Raw genomic sequence first — 18,486 nt, 5'->3', positions numbered from 1 at the left:
GTCAGCTCCCCGCCCCGTTCAGGGCCGCAGCGGCCATGCGGGCGCGGCCCGGGCGGCCCAGCAGCCGCCCCAGCAGCCCGGCGGGCGCCGGGCACCGGGCCGGGGCCGCCGGGGCCAGATCGGCGGCCAGGGCAGCCAGGGCCCGGGCGGCCTGGGAGCGCGGCGCGGCCTCGGCCAGGGGGCGGCCCTGGTTCACGGCGGCCATGGCCGCCTCGTAGTCGTTGGGAATCTTCCAGGCCACGGGGCGCCCGAGCAGTTCCTCGGCCTCGGCCACGCCGATCTCGGCCCGCGACAGGTGGCGGTTGACCACCAGACGCACCCGGCCTTCCAGGGCCGGGTCCAGCCCCCGGAAGGCGTCGAGCATCCGGCGCACCCCGGCCAGACAGGGCAGGCTGAGCACCAGGACCATGACGATCTCGTCGGCCTCGGCCAGCAGCGCCAGGGCCACCTCGTCCAGGAACGGCCCGCCGTCCACCACCACCGTGGGGTACATGCGCCGCAGCAGCCCGGCCACGGCGCGGGCGGCCTCGGGCCCGGCGGCTCCGGCGTCCTCCAGGCTCAGGGGCGCGGCCAGCACGTCCAGCCCGCTGGCGTGGCGGACCATCAGGCTTTCCATGAAAGTGGCGTCCAGCCGGGCCAGGTTGCGTCCGGCCTCGGCCCAGGTCGTGGGGCAGTCCAGGTCCAGGAACAGGGGCGCCTCGCCCATGGTCGGCCGGGCGTCCAGCAGGGCCGTGGACCCCGGGCCGCCCAGGCGCGCGGCCTCCACGGCGGTGTTGACGGCCACGGTGGTCGCACCGGTGCCGCCCTTGGGCCCGAGCACGTGGATGATCCGCCCCCGGGGCGCCTGGGGCCGGGGGTTCTGCCCGGCGCCGCGCCGGGCGAGGTAGCGGTCCAGGGCGGCGCGCAGGTCCTGAGGCTGCACGGGCCAGGGCAGGAATTCGTCCACCCCGGCGCGCATGGCGCGCAGGATGCATTCCGGATCGCGCGCCGGGGCGGCCAGGAAAACCTCGGTCACTCCCGGGGCGTCCTGAAGCCGGGCCATGCGGGCGAAGCCGCCGTCGGCATCGGGGCCCAGCTCCAGCAGCACCAGCCCGGCGGGCGCGCCGCCCTGCGGGGCCAGGGTGAAGGCCCCGTGGGCCTCCACCAGGGCGCCCACGGCGGCCCGGGCGTCGGGGTTGTGCAGGAGCAGGGTCACGGTGTGCATGGCGGCGGTCTGGTCGGTGTTCATGGCGGCTCCTTGGATCACTTGTCGTCCACCAGGCTGTTCAGGACATCGGCGAAGCTCGGGCCCTCGTCGACCGGGGCGCGCAGGTCGTCCATGCCGCGCCGGGCCAGGTGGCCGTCCAGGCCTTCGACGGGCGTCGGCGCCGTGTAGGCCTCGCCCACGAGCTGCTGGTGGAACTGCTCGGTGTAGGCCTGCCCGAAGGGCCGGGCCGTCTCGGACTGCACGCAGCCCGCCAGGGGCAGGACGGCCAGGGCGGCCCAGAGAAGGGGCGCGGGCAGGGAAGCAAGGGCGGGGCGTGGGGGCATGCCGGTCTCCATTGGTTGCGCGGTTACTGGCCGAGGATGTGCCCGAACTCGCCTTCCAGGCCCGCGGCCGGAGCCTGGGCGCCCGGCAGGGCCGGGGCCGCGGCGCGCGCGGCGGTGGGGCGGATGGCGGGCGGGGTGCCCGGCGTTTGGCCTTCCATCTTCCCCAGGACGAAGAATTCGAACTCCGAGGGCTCGGTGTAGTGGTCCGTCGGCAGGCTCTGGGCGGCCCTGTCCAGCGGCTTGGCCAGGTGCGGGGTCACGATGATGACCAGTTCGGTTTCGGCCTTCTGGAACTCGTTGGAGCGAAAGAGCATGCCCAGCACGGGCACGTCGCCCAGCACGGGATACTTCTTGGCCGTCTCGCGCACGTGGTCCTGAAGCAGCCCGGCGATGGCGAAGCTCTGGCCGTCGCCCAGCTCCACGGTGGTGGAGGTGCGCCTGCTGGTGATGGCCGGGATGGTGATGCTGGAAACCTGGATGGCGTTGGCGTAGTCCAGCTCGGAAACCTCGGGGAAGACCTTCAGGCTGATGCGGCCCTCGGAGAGCACCGTGGGCGTGAAGGCCAGGGCCACGCCGTAGGCCTTGAATTCGATGGCCACGGTGCCCAGGCCCTGGGGCACGGGCACGGGAATTTCACCGCCCGCCAGGAAGCGCGCCTCCTCGCCGCTGCGGCAGATGAGCGTGGGTTCGGCCAGGACCTTGATCAGCCCGTTTTCCTTGAGCACGTCCAGGAAGCCGGTCAGGGTCTGCTGGCCCATGTGCAGGCGGAACATGCCGTTGCGCGCGGAGTTGGGCTGCATGTTGCCCGCCGCGAGCGCCCCGTTGTTCGTGGCGGCCTGGGAGTTCAGCGGCAGGGGGCCGTCGTCGTCCAGGGTGAAGAGGTCGTTCAACAGGGTGAAGGCGAAATCGCCGTTGGCGTAGTAGGCCAGATCGATGCCGACCCGCTCCATGACCGAGCGGTGCATCTCGGCGATTTTGACTTCGAGCATGACCTGATGGACCCCGCCCACGGAGAGCATGTTGGCCACCTGCTCGGGGGCGTAGAGCTCGGCGGTGTCCAGGGCCGTGGCCAGGGCGGCGCTGCTGGACACCGTGCCCGCCAGGGCCACGGATTCGCCCGCGGGCAGCACGCGGATGTCCTGCTCGGCGGGCAGCAGCTTGTGCAGCATTTCCTTGAGCGCGGCCACGTCGGGGCCCACGGTCACGTCGTACACGCGCACCACGCGGCCCGTGGCGTCCCACAGGGTCAGGTTGGTGGCCCCGGGCTTCTTGCCCGTGAGGTAGATCTGGTGCGGCGAGAGCAGCAGGATGTCGGCCACCTCGGGGTCGGCCAGGGACAGGCGGCGGATGGCCTGGGCGCTGTCGAGCACCAGGGACTTGCCGCGCGTGAGCGCCACGGACCCGGGGGCCAGGGCCTCGGCGCAGCGGGCGGGCGCGGCGGCGGCCAGGGCCAGCAGCAGCGCCAGGGCGCACAGGGCGGCGCCCAGGGCCGCGCGCCGGGCGCGGGGGTCAGTTTGTCCGGGCATGGGCGAACCTCACGGTCTGGCGGCTGGTGCCGGTGATGAGTTCCACCTCGGTCACGGGCCGGGCCGGCCCGGCGCCGCCGCCGGATCGCGCGGCGCGCAGGGAGCCGAAAATGTCCTCGGCGCGCACGCCGGGGGTCGTCAGGCCCGTGCCCTCGTCGGGGTTGCGCAGGGCGAAGTTGAGCACGCCCTTGGTGGAGGCGAAGGCCAGCTTTTCGCTTTCGCCGGGGGTCAGTTCCAGGGTGTAGAGGTCCACCGGGGCCAGTTCGCCGTCGTCGCCGGAGACTTCCAACTCCGAGCCCGTGGCCAGGACCTTGATGTTCTCCAGCACGGTCTTGGTGAAGGGGATTTCCCGGCCGTCGCGCAGGATGTCCACGGTGACGAGCACGTCCACGCGGTTGCCGGGGCGCACGAAGCCGGACAGGCCCATGACCATATTGCCCTTCACGGCCACGGCGCGCATGCCCGGGGCGATGAGCGTGCTGACTCCGGCGGCGGAGGCCGTCTCGCCCAGCAGGCGCGCCTCGGTGACGGGCTCGCCGGGGGCGAGGTCCGTGGCGGCCATGCGCCCGGTGAGCGCGGCCGTGTCGTGGAAGGCGCCCTGGGGCACGCTCTGGGCCAGGAAGGGCGCCAGGCGCAGGTGCTCGGGGGTCAGGCGCTCGCCGCGCGCCAGGGCCTTGGCCGCGACGGCGACCTGCACCTGGGCTTCCTGCGGGGCCGGGGCTTGAGCCGTGCGGGCTTCCATCCAGCGGAAAATGAGCGCCCCGGCCGCCAGAGACAGCAGCAGGGCCACGAGGATTTGGGCAAGAGCGGTCCGGCGCATGGCCTAGGCCCACCAGTGGGGGATGAAGGCCGCCACGCCGCCGCTGTGCAGCACGGAAGCCACGGTTCCGGCGGCGATGGCCGCGCCGTAGGCCAGCTTGGGCAGGCGGCCCGTGGCCACCGGGGCGTAGGCGAATTGGCGTGTGGCCAGGAAAAGGCGCAGGCTGTCGCGCAGGGCGCCCAGGGCCCGGGCCAGCAGGGCGGGCCGCAGGGCCAGCACGGCCAGGGCGTAGACGCCGCCCGCCAGGGAGGTGAACACGAAGGCCTTGAGCACGGCCCCGGCGCCCAGGAAGGCTCCGGCGGCGGCCATGAGCTTCACGTCGCCCGCGCCCATGACCCCGAACAGGAAGGGCACGAGCATGAGCCCCAGGCCGAGTCCCAGGCCGCCCAGAGCCAGCAGCAGCCCGTCCCACCCGCCGTTTGCGGCGTGCAGGGCCAGGCCGAGGACCATGGCCGGAACGGTCAGCAGGTTGGGAATCCTGCGCGTGCGCAGGTCGGTGACGGTGGCGGCCAGAAGCAGGGCCAGCAGGGTCAGGTGGATGAGGGCGTCCATGGCGGTCTCCTGGGTGCTGCATGGGACGCCGGGGCGGGGTTGCCCGGGAAGGCGGGCGGAGGCGCGGGGGTGAGGGGGATGGGCGCCTCCGCCCACTTTGCGCACGCGGTGCGCAAATTCGTCCCGTGCGGGGGTGCTGCGATCAGCCCGTGGGCATGCTGCCCGCGATGGTGTTGAAGGTGTTCTGCACGTTCTGGCCGAGCAGGGTCACGGCGCCGACGATGACGGCGGCGATGAGGGCCGCGATGAGGCCGTACTCCAGAGCGGTGACGCCTTCTTCGCCGTGGATCAGGGTTCTCAGCTTGGTCATGGCTTGTCTCCTTTCGTGCGGTGTTGTGGCCGGGGGGGCCGTTGGTTTCGCCTGAAGAAAGGCAAGCCGCGTGCCACGGGCCAGGCGGGAAGCGGACGGCGTCAGGTTGTTTGTTTGTTTTTCGGCGTAATGATTGGATATTATTTTTCGTCGAGCGGAGGTCCGGGGCCAAAGCTGACATGGTGTTTCCCCGGGGGGCCGGGATGGATCGTGGAAAAATCTATGAAAATTCGATTCCGTGTGTGGGCCGGACGGGTGGGAGGGTGTTCAATTTTCCCTTTTTGTGGAGCATGTTACCTCTCTATCTGCGGCAATCTATGATTAATAGATAACGTGAGGGAGCGGGAGGGGGATGTGGGAGCGGTGAGGGGTGAGAACGGCGGCCATAGTTGAGCCCCGGATGATTCGTCTGTGGGAACGATGAAGCTGGGAATCTATAAAAATGAGATTTTCAGCGGGCCAGACAGGTGTCCGCACGGGACCGGAAACACTCCGGAGCTTGCGGCGGCGGTGCCGGTTGCGAACCCTCCGGGCGGTAATCCCCCGGAATTGCTGGAAGGCGGCCTTCGGGGACGCCTTGGGTCCGGCTGGCACGGAACCTGCTGACGGGAATGGAGAATCGAATCCTTTCGTTCCTGCGTTTGGAAGCCGGTGTGCGGGTGTGGTGGCCCGGGCGCCGGTTTCCGCATTTTTGTGGTCGCGGGCAGGGAATATTGAGGCACGGGCGCGGCGAGTGGCGTCTTCGAGGGGCTGCCCCAGGCTGTGCGAGCGCGAATGCGGCGCGGCCTGGGCCTCGGGGGCGGGGCCCGGGGTCAGGGCAGGGTTTTGGGGTCGATGCCGTGCTTGCGCAGCTTGGCCCAGAGGTTTTTGGGCGTCAGGCCCAGCAGGCGCGCGGCCTCGGTCTGGCGGCCCCGGGCGGCGCGCAGGGCGTCTTCCAGAAAGCCGCGTTCGGCGTCGCGCATGGCTTGGCGCAGGTCGATGCCTTCGCCGTCGGCAGGGGCCGGGCCGCACAGGGCCGCGCGCGGCGAGGGCCCGCCCCGGCCCAGGGCGGCGGCCACGTCGGCCTCGGCCAGCTCCGGGCCCGTGGCGCGGATGGCCGCGCCCTCCAGCACGTTGGCCAGTTGGCGCACGTTGCCCGGCCAGTCGTGGCCCGCGAGCAGGGCCAGGGCGCCGGGGCTCAGGCGCTCCACGCCCAGGCCCAGGGTGGCGGCGATGCGCCGCAGGAAGTGCCCGGCCAGCAGGGGCACGTCCTCCTTGCGGCGGCGCAGGGGCGGCAGATGCACGGCGGCCACGTTCAGCCGGTAGTAGAGGTCCTCGCGGAAGCGCTTGTCGGCCATGCGCTCGGTCAGGTCCTGGTTGGTCGCGGCCACGATGCGCACGTCCACGTCCACCGGGCGGCGGGCGCCCAGGCGCTCGACCTGCTTCTGCTCCACGGCGCGCAGCAGCTTGGGCTGGATGGCCAGGGGCATGTCGCCGATTTCGTCGAGCAGGATGGTGCCGCCGTGGGCCAGCTCGAACTTGCCGGGCTGGGCCGTGCCCGCGCCGGTGAAGGCGCCGCGCTCGTGGCCGAACAGTTCGTTCTCGAAAAGGTGCTCGGGGATGGCCGCGCAGTTGATCTTGATGAACGGGCCCGAAGCGCGCGACGACAGGGCGCGGATGGTGTCCGACACCAGCTCCTTGCCCGTGCCGGATTCACCGGTGATCAGCACGGTGGTGTCCAGCGGGGCGATGCGCTCCACCAGGGCCTTGAGTTCGAGCATGGGCGGGCTTTCGCCGATGATGCGCCGGGCCGGGCCCTCGCGGCGCAGGGCCTCGCGCAGGCGGTGGACCTCGCCGCGCAGGCTGCGGCGCTCCAGGGCCCGGCGGATGACGATTTCCAGCTCGCCCAGGGAGAAGGGCTTGGCGAAGAAATCCGACGCGCCCAGGCGCACGGCCTCCACCGCCGTCTCGCGCGAGGAGAAGGCGGTCATGACGATCACGTCGGCCTCGGGGGCGGCGGCCTTGATGCGCGGCACGGCCTCCAGGCCGGACATGCCCGGCAGGCGCACGTCGGTCAGCACGATCTCGAAGGCTCCGCCCGCGAGCAGGGCCAGGCCCTCCTCGGCGCGCGAGGCGCAGGCCACGCCGTGGCCCCGGCCTTCCAGGGCCTCGCGGATCATGGCCTGAAAGGCCGCGTCGTCCTCGATGAGCAGGATGCGGGCGTGCATGAGGCGCGATGCTATCCGCTTTCCCGGGAAAACTCAAAGGTTCGTGCCGCCGCCCGGGCCGGAGCCGGTGGCCCCCCACGCCGCCGGGCGCTCCGGCCCGGCGGTTGCGGCCCGGGGTCGGCCGTTTTCGCCCTGCTCCCGGCGGTTTCCGGCCGGCGGCGTTGACAGCGGCCCCGGGGCCGGGGTATGCCTCTTGCGGCTGTAACAGGCTGGAATAGAGTTCATTTTTGTTTAAAACACAACGAGGCGGAGAACAGATGCATAAAGCGATATATGCCGCGCTTATGGCGTGGGTTTTGATCCTGGCCCCGGGCGCGGGCCGGGCCCTGGCCGGGGAGCTCGGGCTGACCGCCGGAGTGCGGGCCGAAGCCGTGGCCGGGGCCGACGTGGACGACGGCGAAGGCTCGATGGCCGTGACCGGAACCCGGGCCTCCCTCGGCACCTCCTGGGGCGGCCTGGACTACGCCGTGGCCCGCTACCACTGGGACGACGCCTCGCGCCTGCCCCTGGGCAACGGCAACGACGACCCCTGGGACACCCTGCATTCCCTGCGCCTGGACCTGCGCCACCGGGCCATGGTGAACGACGACTGGGGCTACTTCGTGGGCGGCGGGGTTTCCGCCGGGTGGGAGGAGGAAATGGACGACGCCGGCGCGCTGCATCTGCGCGCGGGGCTGCTGCGCGTCCTGCGGCCGGGGTTGACCCTGAGCCTGGGCCTGGGCGGCGCGGTGCACAAGACGGGCCTGCGGGCCATGCCGCTGGCGGCCCTGGCCTGGGGCGCCGAGGAGGAGCCGGGGTTCTCCGCCGTGGTCGGCCTGCCGGAAACTTGGCTGCGCTACCGTTTCGACGACGCCTGGCTCGTGCGCCTGGGCGCGCGCATGGAGGGCGGCCTCTACCGCCTGGCCGACGACAGCCCCGTGGTTTCCTCGGGCTATGTGCGCCAAAGCGGCGTGGCGGCCGCGTTCGTGGCCGACTGGTCCCCCCTGGAGAATCTGACCCTGAGCTTCGGCCCCGAGTGGCATTTCGCGCGGGAGCTGACCCTGTACAACGAGGACGGCGACGAGCAGGATTCCTACGACGTGGATGCGGCGCCGGGCTTCGGCCTGGGCCTGCGCTACGCCTTCTAGCCGGGCCGGGGGGCCGCAATGCGAAACGGGAGCCGGGCCGTTGGGCCTGCTCCCGTTTCGCGTGGTGTCGCCCTTGCGTGGGGCGGTCAGCTCCCGCGGCCCAGCAACCGGGCCGCGGCGTCGAGGATGACGTGCATGTCGGCCAGGGGCTTGATGAACACCTCGTCGTGGGTGATGCCGATGTCGCGCAGTTCGCGGGGCAGCTTGTAATTGGTCGAGCCGGTGTGGACGATGAAGCGGGTTTCGGGGCTGAGGGCATGGGCCTTGACGATGAATTCGCTGCCCGCCATGCCCGGCAGGCGCATGTCGATCACGCCGATCATGACCTTGTTGGCGGCCAGGACGTTCAGAGCCTCCTCGCCGTTGCTGGCGGTGAGCACCCGCATCCCTTCGTCCTCAAGGAAGGCCTCAAGGTTCTCGCGCACCATCTGCTCGTCGTCGAGGATGAGCATGGTCACGTCGGAAAGGTCGCTCATGGCTGCTCCCGGATGCCTTTACTCACGAAATCGAGGCGTTCCACAGGGTTATCCCCTGTCCGGTCCTGGTGGATGGCGCATGTCCGGCACCACTTCGTTTTTTATAGCACACGGCGGGCGGTCCACGGAAGGAAAAAGAGCACGGCGGCGTCCCTGGCGCTCCGGCGGCGCGTTTCAGCCCGTGCCCGGCCCGGGGCTTCCGGTTTCACGCTCCATGGCCGTGCGGATCATGCGCAGGCGGTCGAAGCCGTAGCGCCCGCCCAGGGCTTCGTGCACCGGGGTCAGGGCCACGGAGCGCCCGGCGCCCAGGGCCGCGCGGACCTCGTTTTCCTGCTCGGGCGTGAGCCCGGAGGCCGCCACGGGATCCACCAGCCCGGCGGCGACCAGGGCGTGCAGGTGGTTCCAGACCGTGGTTTCGGTCAGCCCGCGCTCGCGGGCCACGGCCCCGGCGTCGCCCAGCTCGTGCCACAGGCGCAGGGTTTCGGCCTGGGTGGGGCTGGGCTCGGCCGGGCCTGAGGCTTCGGGCGGGGCCGGGGGCGGGGTGGTTCGGTCCACGGCCCGGGGCCGTCCCCGGGCGGCCTCGTGGGCGTCCAGCGCGTCCAGAAACGCCGCGCCGTAGGCCGCCAGCTTGCGCTGGCCCACGCCGTGCAGCGCGGCCATTTCCCCGGCGTCGGCCGGGCGCGCGGCGACCATCTCCAGCAGGGTGCGGTCCTGAAACACGGCATAGGGCGGCACGTCCTGGTCGCGGGCCAGGTCCAGACGCAGGGCGCGCAGGGTCTCGAAAAGCTCGCGGGCCTCGGCATCGAGCCCGGCCAGGGTCGCGGGGGTGCCCGCGCGCCCGGCGCGGCCTTTCCGCTCGCGCAGGGGCACCGGGTCCCTGCGCAGGGTCACCTCGCGTTCGCCGCGCAGCACCTCCCAGCTCGCCGGAGTCAGGCGCAGGCCGCCGTGGCCCTCCACGTCCACCTCCAGCCAGCCCCCGGCGGCCAACTGGCGGAACACGGACATCCAGCCCCGGCGGTCCAGCTCCGGGCCGCAGCCGAAGGTTTTGAGCCGGTCGTGGCCGAAGCGGGTCATGCGTTCGGTGGCCGTGCCCAGGAGCAGGTCGGTCAGGTACCCGGCGCCGAAGCACTGGTCCGTGCGGTAGACGGCGGACAGGGCCTTCTGGGCGGCCACGGTGCCGTTCCAGGTGTCCACCGGGGTCAGGCAGTTGTCGCAGTTGGCACAGCCGCCGGGGTGGGGCTGGCCGAAGTGCCCGAGCAGCGCCGTGCGGCGGCAGCCCGCCGTTTCGCAGTAGCCGAGCATGGCCGTGAGCTTCATGGCCTCCACGCGTTTGCGCTCGGGCGGGGCGTCTCCGGCGTCGAGCATGGCGCGCATGGCGCCCACGTCGGCCAGGCCGTAGGTCATCCAGGCGTCGGCGGGCAGGCCGTCGCGCCCGGCGCGGCCGGTTTCCTGGTGGTAGGCCTCCAGGCTGCGCGGCGGGTCCAGGTGGGCCACGAAGCGCACGTTGGGCTTGTCGATGCCCATGCCGAAGGCCACGGTGGCGACCATGACCAGCCCTTCCTCGCGCATGAAGCGGTCCTGGTGCTCCTGGCGCACGGCGGGGGGCAGCCCGGCGTGGTAGGGCAGGGCGGGCACGCCGTGCTGCGCCAGCCACTGGGCGCAGGCCTCGACCTTCTTGCGCGACAGGCGGTAGACGATGCCCGCCTCGCCCTGGTGGCGCCCGGTGATGAAGGCCAGGAGCTGCCTGCGCGGGTGGTCCTTGGGCAGCACGGTGTAGCGCAGGTTGGGCCGGTCGAACCCGGCGGAGAAGACCTGGGCGCCCTCGAAGCGCAGGCGTTTGACGATGTCGGCGCGGGTCGGGCCGTCGGCGGTGGCCGTCAGCGCCACACGGGGCACCTTGGGCCAGCGCTCGGCCAGCACGTCCAGTTGCAGGTATTCGGGGCGGAAGTCGTGGCCCCATTGCGAGGCGCAGTGGGCCTCGTCGATGGCGAACAGGGCCAGGGGCGTGCGGCCCAGAAGCTCCAGAAAGCGCGGGGTCAGCAGCCGCTCGGGAGCCACGTAGACCAGATCCAGCGCGCCTTCGGTCATGGCGCGCTCGACCTGGGCGGCCTCGCCGGGGGCCAGGGCGGAGTTGACGGCGGCCGCGCGCACGCCCATCTGGCGCAGGGCCTGGACCTGGTCGCGCATCAGCGCGATGAGCGGCGAGACCACCACGCAGACCCCCGGCAGCAGCAGCGCCGGAAGCTGGTAGCACAGCGACTTTCCCCCGCCCGTGGGCATGAGCACCACCGCGTCGCCGCCGCCGAGCACGTGTTCGATGACCGGCCATTGCAGGCCCCGGAAGTCGGGGAAGCCGAAGGTGGAGCGCAGGATGGTCCGGGCGCGGGAGAGCATGGTCGTCCTTGGGCTGGGGTGGTCGGGGCGGGGTTTGGCCGAGGGCTTCGGTGTACCTCATCGCGGCCCGGGTGACAAACGGGCGCCGGGGCCGCTTTCGCCCCGGTACGCCCGGCTCCGCGGGAATTTTGGGCCCGGGCCTCCGGTGACGCTTGCGCGTCGTCGCGCAAACGTCACCCAATGTCCATGGCTCCGTCACCCCGGTGGATACAATTGGGATACACCCAACTGGCCTTGATGACGGGAGGTTCCGGTCGTGAAAAGGCGCAAGGACTCCATCTCCGCATCCTTTCAAGGAGTGCATATGCTCGAAACCCTGCGCGGCTTTGGCTCCGGCCTTTTCGTGCGCGAGCAGGCGGCCCAGCCCGCCGTCGGCCGGGGGGCGCGTACCCTGCGTTTCCTTCAGCCCGGGGAGCGCCGCAGCCTGGAAGGCTATCTGGCCGCAGGCAACATGCTGGCGCTCATCTATTTGGAAATCGAGAACTTCCAGGTTTTTGCCGATGTGTACGGCGGGCTGGTGGCCGGGCGCATCCAGGACATCGTGCAGCAGGAGCTGGAAGCCCTGCGCGACGAGCAACTCGTCAACTGCCGCGTGAGCTATGTGGAAACCCTGGAGCCCGGGCGGCACCTGCTGCTGTGCGGCGACGCCCACTGGGACGAGGGCTACCTGGGCGAACTGGTGCTGGCCATTCGCCTGCGCGTCAAGAGCCGGGTCAAGCAGGAGTCCCTGAACCTCACGGGCCAGAGCCTGAACGTGCTGGCGGGCTACGGCCTGTTCGACAGGACCGCCGGGAGCCTGGGCGACGCGGTGTTCGCCGCCCTGTCCGACGCCCGGCGCGTGGCCGCCGGGGCCCTCGACGTGACCAAGCTCTCCCTGCTCAAGGAGTTCCGCGAAATCGTCAGCGACCGGCTGATCCGCAGCGCCTACCAGCCCATCGTGGACCTGGATTCGGGGTCCATTCTGGCCTGGGAGGCCCTGGCCCGCGGGCCGGAGGCCTCGCACTTCCAGTCCCCGGCGGTGCTCTTCGACTTCGCCGAGGAGGTGGATCAGGTCTTCGCCCTGGAACAGTCCTGCCGCGAGAGCGCCATCCACCGCCTGGGCACCATCGGCCAGGAGCAGAAGCTCTTCCTGAACATTCACCCCAGGACCATGGTCGATCCCGCCTTTTCCCCGGGCGAAACCGTCCGGCTGCTGGGGAAAAGCGGGCTGACCCCGGCGGATGTGGTGCTGGAAATCACCGAGCGCCACAGCGTGCGCGATTTCGCGCTGTTCCACCGCACCCTGGACCACTACCGCAGCCAGGGCTTCCAGGTCGCCGTGGACGACGTGGGCACCGGGTATTCCGGGCTGTGGTCCATCGCCGAAATTCGCCCCGAATACCTCAAGGTGGACATGTCCCTGGTGCGCGAGATCGACCACAACCCGGTCAAGCGCGCGCTCATGGAGACCCTGGTCACCTTTTCGGACAACATCGGCTGCCAGCTCATCGCCGAGGGCATCGAGAACGAGGGCGAGCTGGCCACGCTCATGCGCATGGGCGTGCACTACGGGCAGGGCTTTTTCCTGGCCCGCCCGGGCTACCCCAAGCCCGGCCTGCCGCCCGAGGTGCAGCGCCATTTCTCGCGCGGCGGGCGCGGCATGGTCGCCGACCGCAAGCTCTCGGCCGTGATGCGCGACCTGGTGGAGACCGCGCCCACCGTGACCCAGGAGACCAGCGTCAGCGAGGTCAAGGAACTGCTGCGCGGCGCCGGGCCCATGGGCTGCGTGGTGGTCGTGCGCGCCGAGCGGCCCGTGGGGCTGGTCATGAACCACCACCTGGACCAGGCCCTGTCGTCGCAATACGGCCTGGCGCTGTATTACAACCGGCCCGTGAGTCTGATCATGGACCCCTCGCCGCTGTACGCCGAGGGCACCACCGCCGTGGAGAACGTGGCCCGCGAGGCCATGAAGCGCAAGAAGGCCAAGGTTTTCGACCATATCGTGGTCACCGAGCGCGGGCACCTGGCCGGGGTGGTTTCCGTGCAGCACATGATGGATGTGATCGCCACGGCCCAGGTGGAGATGGCCAAGGGCATGAATCCGCTCTCGGGCCTGCCGGGCAACGTGGCCATCGAGCTGGAACTGGAACGGCGCTGCAACACGGGGGCGCCGTTTGCCGTCATCTACGCCGACCTGGACAACTTCAAGGTCTACAACGACACCTACGGCTTCAAGAACGGCGATCAGGTCATCCTGCTCCTGTCGCGGGTCATGGACTGGGCCGCGCGGCGCCACGGCGGGATGCAGCGCGACTTCGTGGGCCACATCGGCGGCGACGACATGGTCATCATGTGCGAGCAGGACCGCGCCGAACGGATCTGCAAGGCCATCGTGCGCTGCTTCGGGCGGCTGGTGCGCCGCTGCTACATGCCCAGCGACCGCCAGCGCGGCTGGATCGAATGCAAAAGCCGCGAAGGCGAGATGCGCCGCTTCCCGCTGGTGTCCGTGTCCCTGGCCATTGTGGACTGCATGGGCGTCTGCGACCTTTCGGCCCTGGGCCACCGCGCCGCCGAGGTCAAGAAATACGCCAAGAGCATCGACGGCAACTCCTTCGTGCGCGACCGGCGCGGCGGAGTCGGCGGGGGCGATGGCAAGGCCGCCTGCGCCGGAGCCGCCCTCGTGGCCGAGGACACCGCCCCGCGCCCCGCGCCCCTGGCCGTCGCCGCCGGGCACTAGTCTTCCGGTTTTCCTCCCCGGTTCCGGGGCGCCGCGCGGCGCCCGCCGTCTCCGGCCCGGGTCGCGCGCCCCTGCGACCCGGGCCCATTTCCCGTTCCCTCCGCTCTTCGCAGGCTCCGCTCCGTCGCGCCCCTCCCCGGTTCCGGCCTTGTGCGCCAATGGACAAAGCGGGGTCTTTCCGGTATGCCACTCGCCACCCCATTACCGGAATCGATTTCCTGGAGGAGCCATGAGCACCAAGGTCTATTATATTGAGGGAGACGGCATCGGCCCCGAGGTCTGGGCCGCCGGGCGGCCCGTGCTGGACGCCGCGGTGGAGAAGGCCTACGGCGGCGCGCGCGCCTTGCAGTGGGTCGAGCTGCTGGCGGGCGAAAAGGCCTACCGCGAGACGGGCAGCCACCTGCCCGAGGAAACCATGGACGCCCTGCGCGGCGCGTCCCTGGCCATGAAGGGCCCGCTGACCACCCCGGTGGGCAAGGGCTTCCGCAGCCTGAACGTGACCCTGCGCCAGGTGCTCGACCTCTACGCCTGCATCCGGCCCATCCGCTATTTCGAGGGCGTGCAGTCGCCCGTCAAGCGCCCGCAGGACGTGGACATGGTCGTCTTCCGCGAGAACACCGAGGACGTGTACGCGGGCATCGAATACGCCGCGGGCACCCCCGAGGCCCGGAAGCTCATCGCCTTTTTGCGCGACGAGCTGGGCGCCCAGGTCGACGAATTGGCGGGCGTCGGCGTGAAGCCCATGACGGCCAAGGGCTCCAAGCGCCTGGTGCGCAAGGCCCTGCGCTTCGCCCTGGACCACGGCAAGCCCAGCGTGACCCTCTCGCACAAGGGCAACATCATGAAGCACACCGAAGGCGCCTTCCGCGCCTGGGGCTACGAGGTGGCCGCCGAGGAGTTCGCCGCCAGCGTCATGACCGAGGACGAAGCCAAGGCCGGGGGCGCCAAGCCCGTGGTCATCAAGGACCGCATCGCCGACGCCATGTTCCAGAACGTGCTCATGTATCCGCGCGACTACAGCGTCATCGCCACCACCAACCTGAACGGCGACTACATCTCCGACGCCCTGGCGGCCCAGGTCGGCGGGCTGGGGCTGGCCCCGGGCGTGAACATGTCCGACGATCTGGCCTTTTTCGAGCCGACCCACGGCACGGCGCCGACCATCGCCGGGCAGGACAAGGCCAACCCCGGCAGCCTGATCCTCTCCGGGGCCATGCTCCTGGAGCACGCGGGCATGCCCGAGGCCGCCGCGCTGATCCACGCCGCCGTGAACGCGGTCATCTCCCGCCGCCGCGTCACCGTGGACCTTGCCGGGCAGATCGAGGGCGCCACGGTGGTCGGCTGTCGCGAGTTCGGCGAGTTGCTGGGCCAGGCTCTGTAAGGGCCCGGCGGCTTGCCGCGACGGCCCCGCCCCGGGTTTCGCGGGCCGTGACGAAGACCCCCCGCCTTGCTGCCGCAAGGCGGGGGGTCTTTCGCGTGGCTTGTTGTCCGGGCCTAGTCGGCCAGGGTGATGTTCAGCTTGGCCAGGGCGTCGGCGATGGGGATGAAGAAGTTCAGCCCCGAGCCCAGGTTGGAGCCGCCCTCCGAGATGCCGGAGACGGAGATGCCGACCACGTTGCCGTTGGCGTCCACCAACGGGCCGCCGCTGTTGCCGCCGTGGATGTCCGCGTCGGCCTGGATGATGGGCTGGTTCTCCGGGGCCTGGGTGCGCAGGGCGCTGACCACGCCCTTGCTGAGGGTGGAGGCCAGCTCCAGGGACAGGGGCGCGCCGATGGCGTACACCGGCTCGGCCACCGCCAGGGGCGCCGTGCGGATGGGCAGGCACGCGGCGTGGCTCATCTCGACCTTGACCAGGGCGACATCGCGCGCGGCGTGGACCTTGAGCACCTTGCCCGGCAGCTCGAACCCGCCGGGGAAGCGCACGTTGACGCTGTCCGCGTTGCCCACCACGTGGGCGTTGGTCAGGATCAGCCCGTCCTCGGACACGAGGAAGCCCGAACCGTGGCTCTGGGCCAGCCGCAGGGAGACCACGGCGTTCAGCACCTGCCCGGAATGGTTGGCCAGGGGCTCGGCGAATGCTCCCTTGCGGGAGAGGGCCAGCATCTCGCCCACGGGCCCCATGGGCGCGGCGGCAGCGGACCCGCCCTGTCCGGACAGCAGGTCGTGGAACTCCCGGATGGCGGCCAACTGCTCCGTGGCGCCGCTGAAGGCTTCCATGAACAGATACTCGAAGCCGTCGGGCTGGGGCGTGCCGAAGGTGAAGTAGCCGGTGGTCGTATACTCGGCCACGATTTTTTCCTGGCGGGAGGAGTAGACCATCCACTTCACCTCCAGCCACATCTCGCCGATGTCGGTGCCCTGGGGGATGCCGTGCCAGAAGTCGTGGACGCGGCAGATGTTGGCCTTGATGTCCGTGACGACGGCGGCGACCTTGAACCTGGCCCGCGAGATGTCCTTGTCCGAACCGAAGACCATGTCCGGATTGCCGACAACGTCGTAGCCGAAGCTGGTCATCGTCCTGTGGAACGTGTTCCCGGCTTCGTTGTGAACGCCGCCGACGTTGAAACGGTCGCCCGTCCAGGTGATGGGTCCGCCGCGCTGGTGGTTGCACAGTGCGGTGATCTCGTCGGGCACGCCGGTGTAGTACACGCCGATGTTCGTGCCGCGCTTGATGGCGACCATGAGTTGCTCGAAGAGGATGGGGGCGGTTTTTTCTCCGGTCCGGACGAGGATGGGGGTTGCGGTGCCGTGCTCCGGAAGGGGAATCTTCTTGTGCATCGCGCATCCGCAAAGCAGAGTCAGGCTCAGGAGCAGGACGGACAGTCTCATTGCGCGCATGATGTTCCTCTTGAGGGATAAGCGGTTCAGGACGGCGGGGCAATGTGTCGGTTCGGGCGTACCGAATACCCTACATCCCCCGCACTTTCAAGAGGTTATGCGTTCATTTCCGGCCTCTGGCCGGGCGGTGTGCGGGCTAGACGAACAGCGAGATCAGCACGCAGATGGGCAGGGCGGGCAGGAAGTTGGTCAGCGCGATGCGCTTGATGTCGAGCAGGGTCAGGCCGATGCCCAGGATGAGCACCCCGCCCGTGGCCGTGAGCTGGGCGACCATGGGTTCGGTGAAGACGTGCTGGAGCAGCCCGGCGAAGAGCGTCAGGCCGTATTGGTAGAGAAACAGGGGGATGACGGAGAACAGCACGCCCAGGCCGTAGGTCGCGGCCAGGGCCACGGCGGCCAGCCCGTCGAGCAGGGACTTGGTGAACAGCAGGGTCGGGTCGCCGCGCAGGCCCTCGTCGAAGGCGCCCAGGATGGTCATGGACCCGACGCAGAAGAGCAGGAAGGCGGTGACCAGCCCGTCGGTGAACAGTTCGTTTTTGGAGCGCAGGCGGGCCTTGAGACGCTCGGACAGGCCCTCCAGGCGGGCCTCCAGGTGCAGCAGTTCGCCGAGGACCGCCCCGCCGACCACGCTGAAGATGATCACCAGCGGGTTGTTCATTTTCAGGATCATGGTCACCCCGATGCCCAGGGTGCACAGGCCCAGGCCCTGGAAGACCACGGTGCGCACCCGGGCGGGCAGGCGGTTGCCCGCCAGCAGTCCCGCCGCGCCTCCGGCCAGTACGGCCAGCACGTTGACTATGGTTCCCACGGGCAGCATCGCCAGGGTGTTAGGCCAAGGCGGGCGGAAATTCAAGGGGATCGTGGGCCTGCGGGGCGGAAGACGCCCCGCCCGGGCGGGCTTGCGTCCCGGAAGGTTCCCGGGCATGGTGGGCACGGGAGAAGGGAATGCAGGAGGAATGATGCGCGGTTATCTCGAAGCGTTGCGGCAACCGGGGCAGACGGTGAACCCGCTGTTCGCCACCCTGGGCGTGGAAGTGGAGCACGTGACCGACGGCGAGGCCACCTTGCGCCTGGCCACCGGCGGCGGACTGGTGCAGGGCGGCGGGGTCATCGCCGGGGGCATTCTGGCGACCATGGCCGACGAAGCCATGGCCCACGCGGTTATCGGCGGGCTGGCCGACGGGCTTGTGACGGCGACCATGGAGTGCTCGGTGCGCTTTTTGTCCCCGGCGCGGGCCGGGGCGGTGCTGCTGGCGCGGGCGGTGGTGGTCCGCCGGGGGCGGACGGTGGTCTTTGCCGAGGCCAGCGTCACCGACGGCGACGGCAGGCTTTTGGTCCGCGCCTCGGGGTCGTTCCTGGTCCTGCCCCGCAAGGGGAACCCCGCGCCCGGCGAGACCCCTTGACGCGGCTCCCCCGATGCCATAGGAAGTCCGGGCACTGGCCGGGGTGGCGGAACTGGTAGACGCACCAGACTCAAAATCTGGCATTGGCGACAATGTGCGGGTTCGATTCCCGCCCCCGGTACCAGTTGAAGCAAAAGGGTTTTCCTGTTCTCCCGGTGGGAAGGACGGGAAAACCCTTTTTCGTTTGGATTCGCCCGCCCCTTCGGCCCCGTTGCGCCCCGGGCGCACCCCGTTTTTGCGCCGTACCGTCCTTTGGATGCGTACCGGCCCGCTCCGGCTTTTGCGGTTCCGGGGGGCACTTCCCGGCGGGATGTGCTCCGTCGGCGCATCGGCCCGGGGCTTTCCCTGGCGCCGTTGCGCAGCATGCCTTGCGGGCGTCGTCGGGCCTTCCTTCGGCACCGTGGCCGGGCGGCGTGGGATGGCCCACGCGGGTCGCGCGGCCCTGGGCTGCCGGGAGGCGCTGCCGCAGCCAGGCGTGTCCCTTCCGGTCCGGTTTCCCGGAAACTCGCGGGTGCGGATTGCGCAACCCGCTCTCGGGCAACGGATTTCGTCTTTTTGAGTTGACACTGATTTTCATTTTCAATATT

At 70.4% G+C, this 18,486-nt stretch carries 15 protein-coding genes and 1 tRNA gene; 5 read left to right on the top strand and 11 right to left on the bottom strand.

Translation table 11 applies throughout. From position 1 onward, the window contains the following. Window position 1 precedes the first annotated feature (1 nt). From ACZ5KV_RS01830 to ACZ5KV_RS01800, 7 genes are all read right to left on the bottom strand, one after another. The gene (locus ACZ5KV_RS01830; protein WP_464240640.1) at window positions 2-1,228 is read right to left on the bottom strand and encodes an AAA family ATPase; all 1,227 of its coding nucleotides are present in this window, start codon (window positions 1,226-1,228) and stop codon (window positions 2-4) included. Window positions 1,229-1,242: 14 nt separating this feature from the next. Continuing rightward, window positions 1,243-1,530, bottom strand: coding sequence for a hypothetical protein (locus ACZ5KV_RS01825; protein ID WP_464240639.1), 288 nt, complete (start codon window positions 1,528-1,530; stop codon window positions 1,243-1,245). A gap of 23 nt (window positions 1,531-1,553) precedes the next feature. Next, on the bottom strand, window positions 1,554-3,056 hold the full coding sequence (locus ACZ5KV_RS01820) for a type II and III secretion system protein family protein (RefSeq protein WP_464240638.1): 1,503 nt from the start codon (window positions 3,054-3,056) through the stop codon (window positions 1,554-1,556). After that, window positions 3,040-3,876, bottom strand: a complete 837-nt coding sequence (cpaB, locus tag ACZ5KV_RS01815) for a Flp pilus assembly protein CpaB (RefSeq protein ID WP_464240637.1) — start codon at window positions 3,874-3,876, stop codon at window positions 3,040-3,042. The genes ACZ5KV_RS01820 and cpaB overlap by 17 nt, the downstream gene beginning before the upstream one ends. A 3-nt stretch (window positions 3,877-3,879) precedes the next feature. Further along, window positions 3,880-4,428: an A24 family peptidase gene (locus ACZ5KV_RS01810; protein ID WP_464240636.1), complete on the bottom strand. Its 549-nt coding sequence runs from the start codon at window positions 4,426-4,428 to the stop codon at window positions 3,880-3,882. A 142-nt stretch (window positions 4,429-4,570) separates the two neighbouring features. Further along, window positions 4,571-4,738 carry a Flp family type IVb pilin gene (locus ACZ5KV_RS01805; RefSeq protein ID WP_464240635.1) on the bottom strand — a complete coding sequence of 56 codons (168 nt, stop codon included), beginning with the start codon at window positions 4,736-4,738 and terminating at the stop codon, window positions 4,571-4,573. Window positions 4,739-5,550: 812 nt separating this feature from the next. Next, window positions 5,551-6,945 carry a sigma-54-dependent transcriptional regulator gene (locus ACZ5KV_RS01800; RefSeq protein ID WP_464240634.1) on the bottom strand — a complete coding sequence of 465 codons (1,395 nt, stop codon included), beginning with the start codon at window positions 6,943-6,945 and terminating at the stop codon, window positions 5,551-5,553. A gap of 257 nt (window positions 6,946-7,202) precedes the next feature. Here ACZ5KV_RS01800 and ACZ5KV_RS01795 point away from each other — a divergent pair, with 257 nt between their 5' ends. After that, complete coding sequence (locus ACZ5KV_RS01795) at window positions 7,203-8,072, top strand: hypothetical protein (protein WP_464240633.1); 870 nt, start codon at window positions 7,203-7,205, stop codon at window positions 8,070-8,072. Between the two features lie 86 nt (window positions 8,073-8,158). Here ACZ5KV_RS01795 and ACZ5KV_RS01790 read toward each other — a convergent pair whose 3' ends face one another. After that, window positions 8,159-8,548, bottom strand: coding sequence for a response regulator (locus ACZ5KV_RS01790; protein WP_464240632.1), 390 nt, complete (start codon window positions 8,546-8,548; stop codon window positions 8,159-8,161). Window positions 8,549-8,722: 174 nt separating this feature from the next. Further along, window positions 8,723-10,942 (bottom strand): DNA helicase RecQ, encoded by a 2,220-nt coding sequence (gene recQ, locus ACZ5KV_RS01785; RefSeq protein ID WP_464240631.1) that lies wholly within the window; start codon window positions 10,940-10,942, stop codon window positions 8,723-8,725. 304 nt (window positions 10,943-11,246) lie between these two features. Between recQ and ACZ5KV_RS01780 the strand changes: the two genes are divergently transcribed. Beyond that, on the top strand, window positions 11,247-13,658 hold the full coding sequence (locus ACZ5KV_RS01780) for an EAL domain-containing protein (RefSeq protein ID WP_464240630.1): 2,412 nt from the start codon (window positions 11,247-11,249) through the stop codon (window positions 13,656-13,658). 229 nt (window positions 13,659-13,887) lie between these two features. Beyond that, entirely contained in the window at window positions 13,888-15,039 is a 1,152-nt protein-coding gene (gene icd / locus ACZ5KV_RS01775; protein WP_464240629.1) for an NADP-dependent isocitrate dehydrogenase, read from the top strand. A 113-nt stretch (window positions 15,040-15,152) separates the two neighbouring features. Here the strand turns inward: icd and ACZ5KV_RS01770 are convergent, their stop codons facing one another. Continuing rightward, window positions 15,153-16,496 (bottom strand): S1C family serine protease, encoded by a 1,344-nt coding sequence (locus ACZ5KV_RS01770; RefSeq protein ID WP_464240628.1) that lies wholly within the window; start codon window positions 16,494-16,496, stop codon window positions 15,153-15,155. Window positions 16,497-16,632: 136 nt separating this feature from the next. Then, window positions 16,633-17,313 carry a DUF554 domain-containing protein gene (locus ACZ5KV_RS01765; RefSeq protein ID WP_464240627.1) on the bottom strand — a complete coding sequence of 227 codons (681 nt, stop codon included), beginning with the start codon at window positions 17,311-17,313 and terminating at the stop codon, window positions 16,633-16,635. A gap of 142 nt (window positions 17,314-17,455) precedes the next feature. Here ACZ5KV_RS01765 and ACZ5KV_RS01760 point away from each other — a divergent pair, with 142 nt between their 5' ends. Next, complete coding sequence (locus tag ACZ5KV_RS01760) at window positions 17,456-17,899, top strand: PaaI family thioesterase (protein ID WP_464240626.1); 444 nt, start codon at window positions 17,456-17,458, stop codon at window positions 17,897-17,899. 37 nt (window positions 17,900-17,936) lie between these two features. Then, window positions 17,937-18,023 (top strand) — tRNA-Leu (locus ACZ5KV_RS01755). Window positions 18,024-18,486 lie beyond the last annotated feature (463 nt).

The sequence above is a fragment of the Desulfocurvus thunnarius genome (assembly GCF_055390965.1).
The sequence above is the reverse complement of the archived record's forward strand: the minus strand, read 5'-3'. Positions and strand labels throughout refer to the sequence as shown.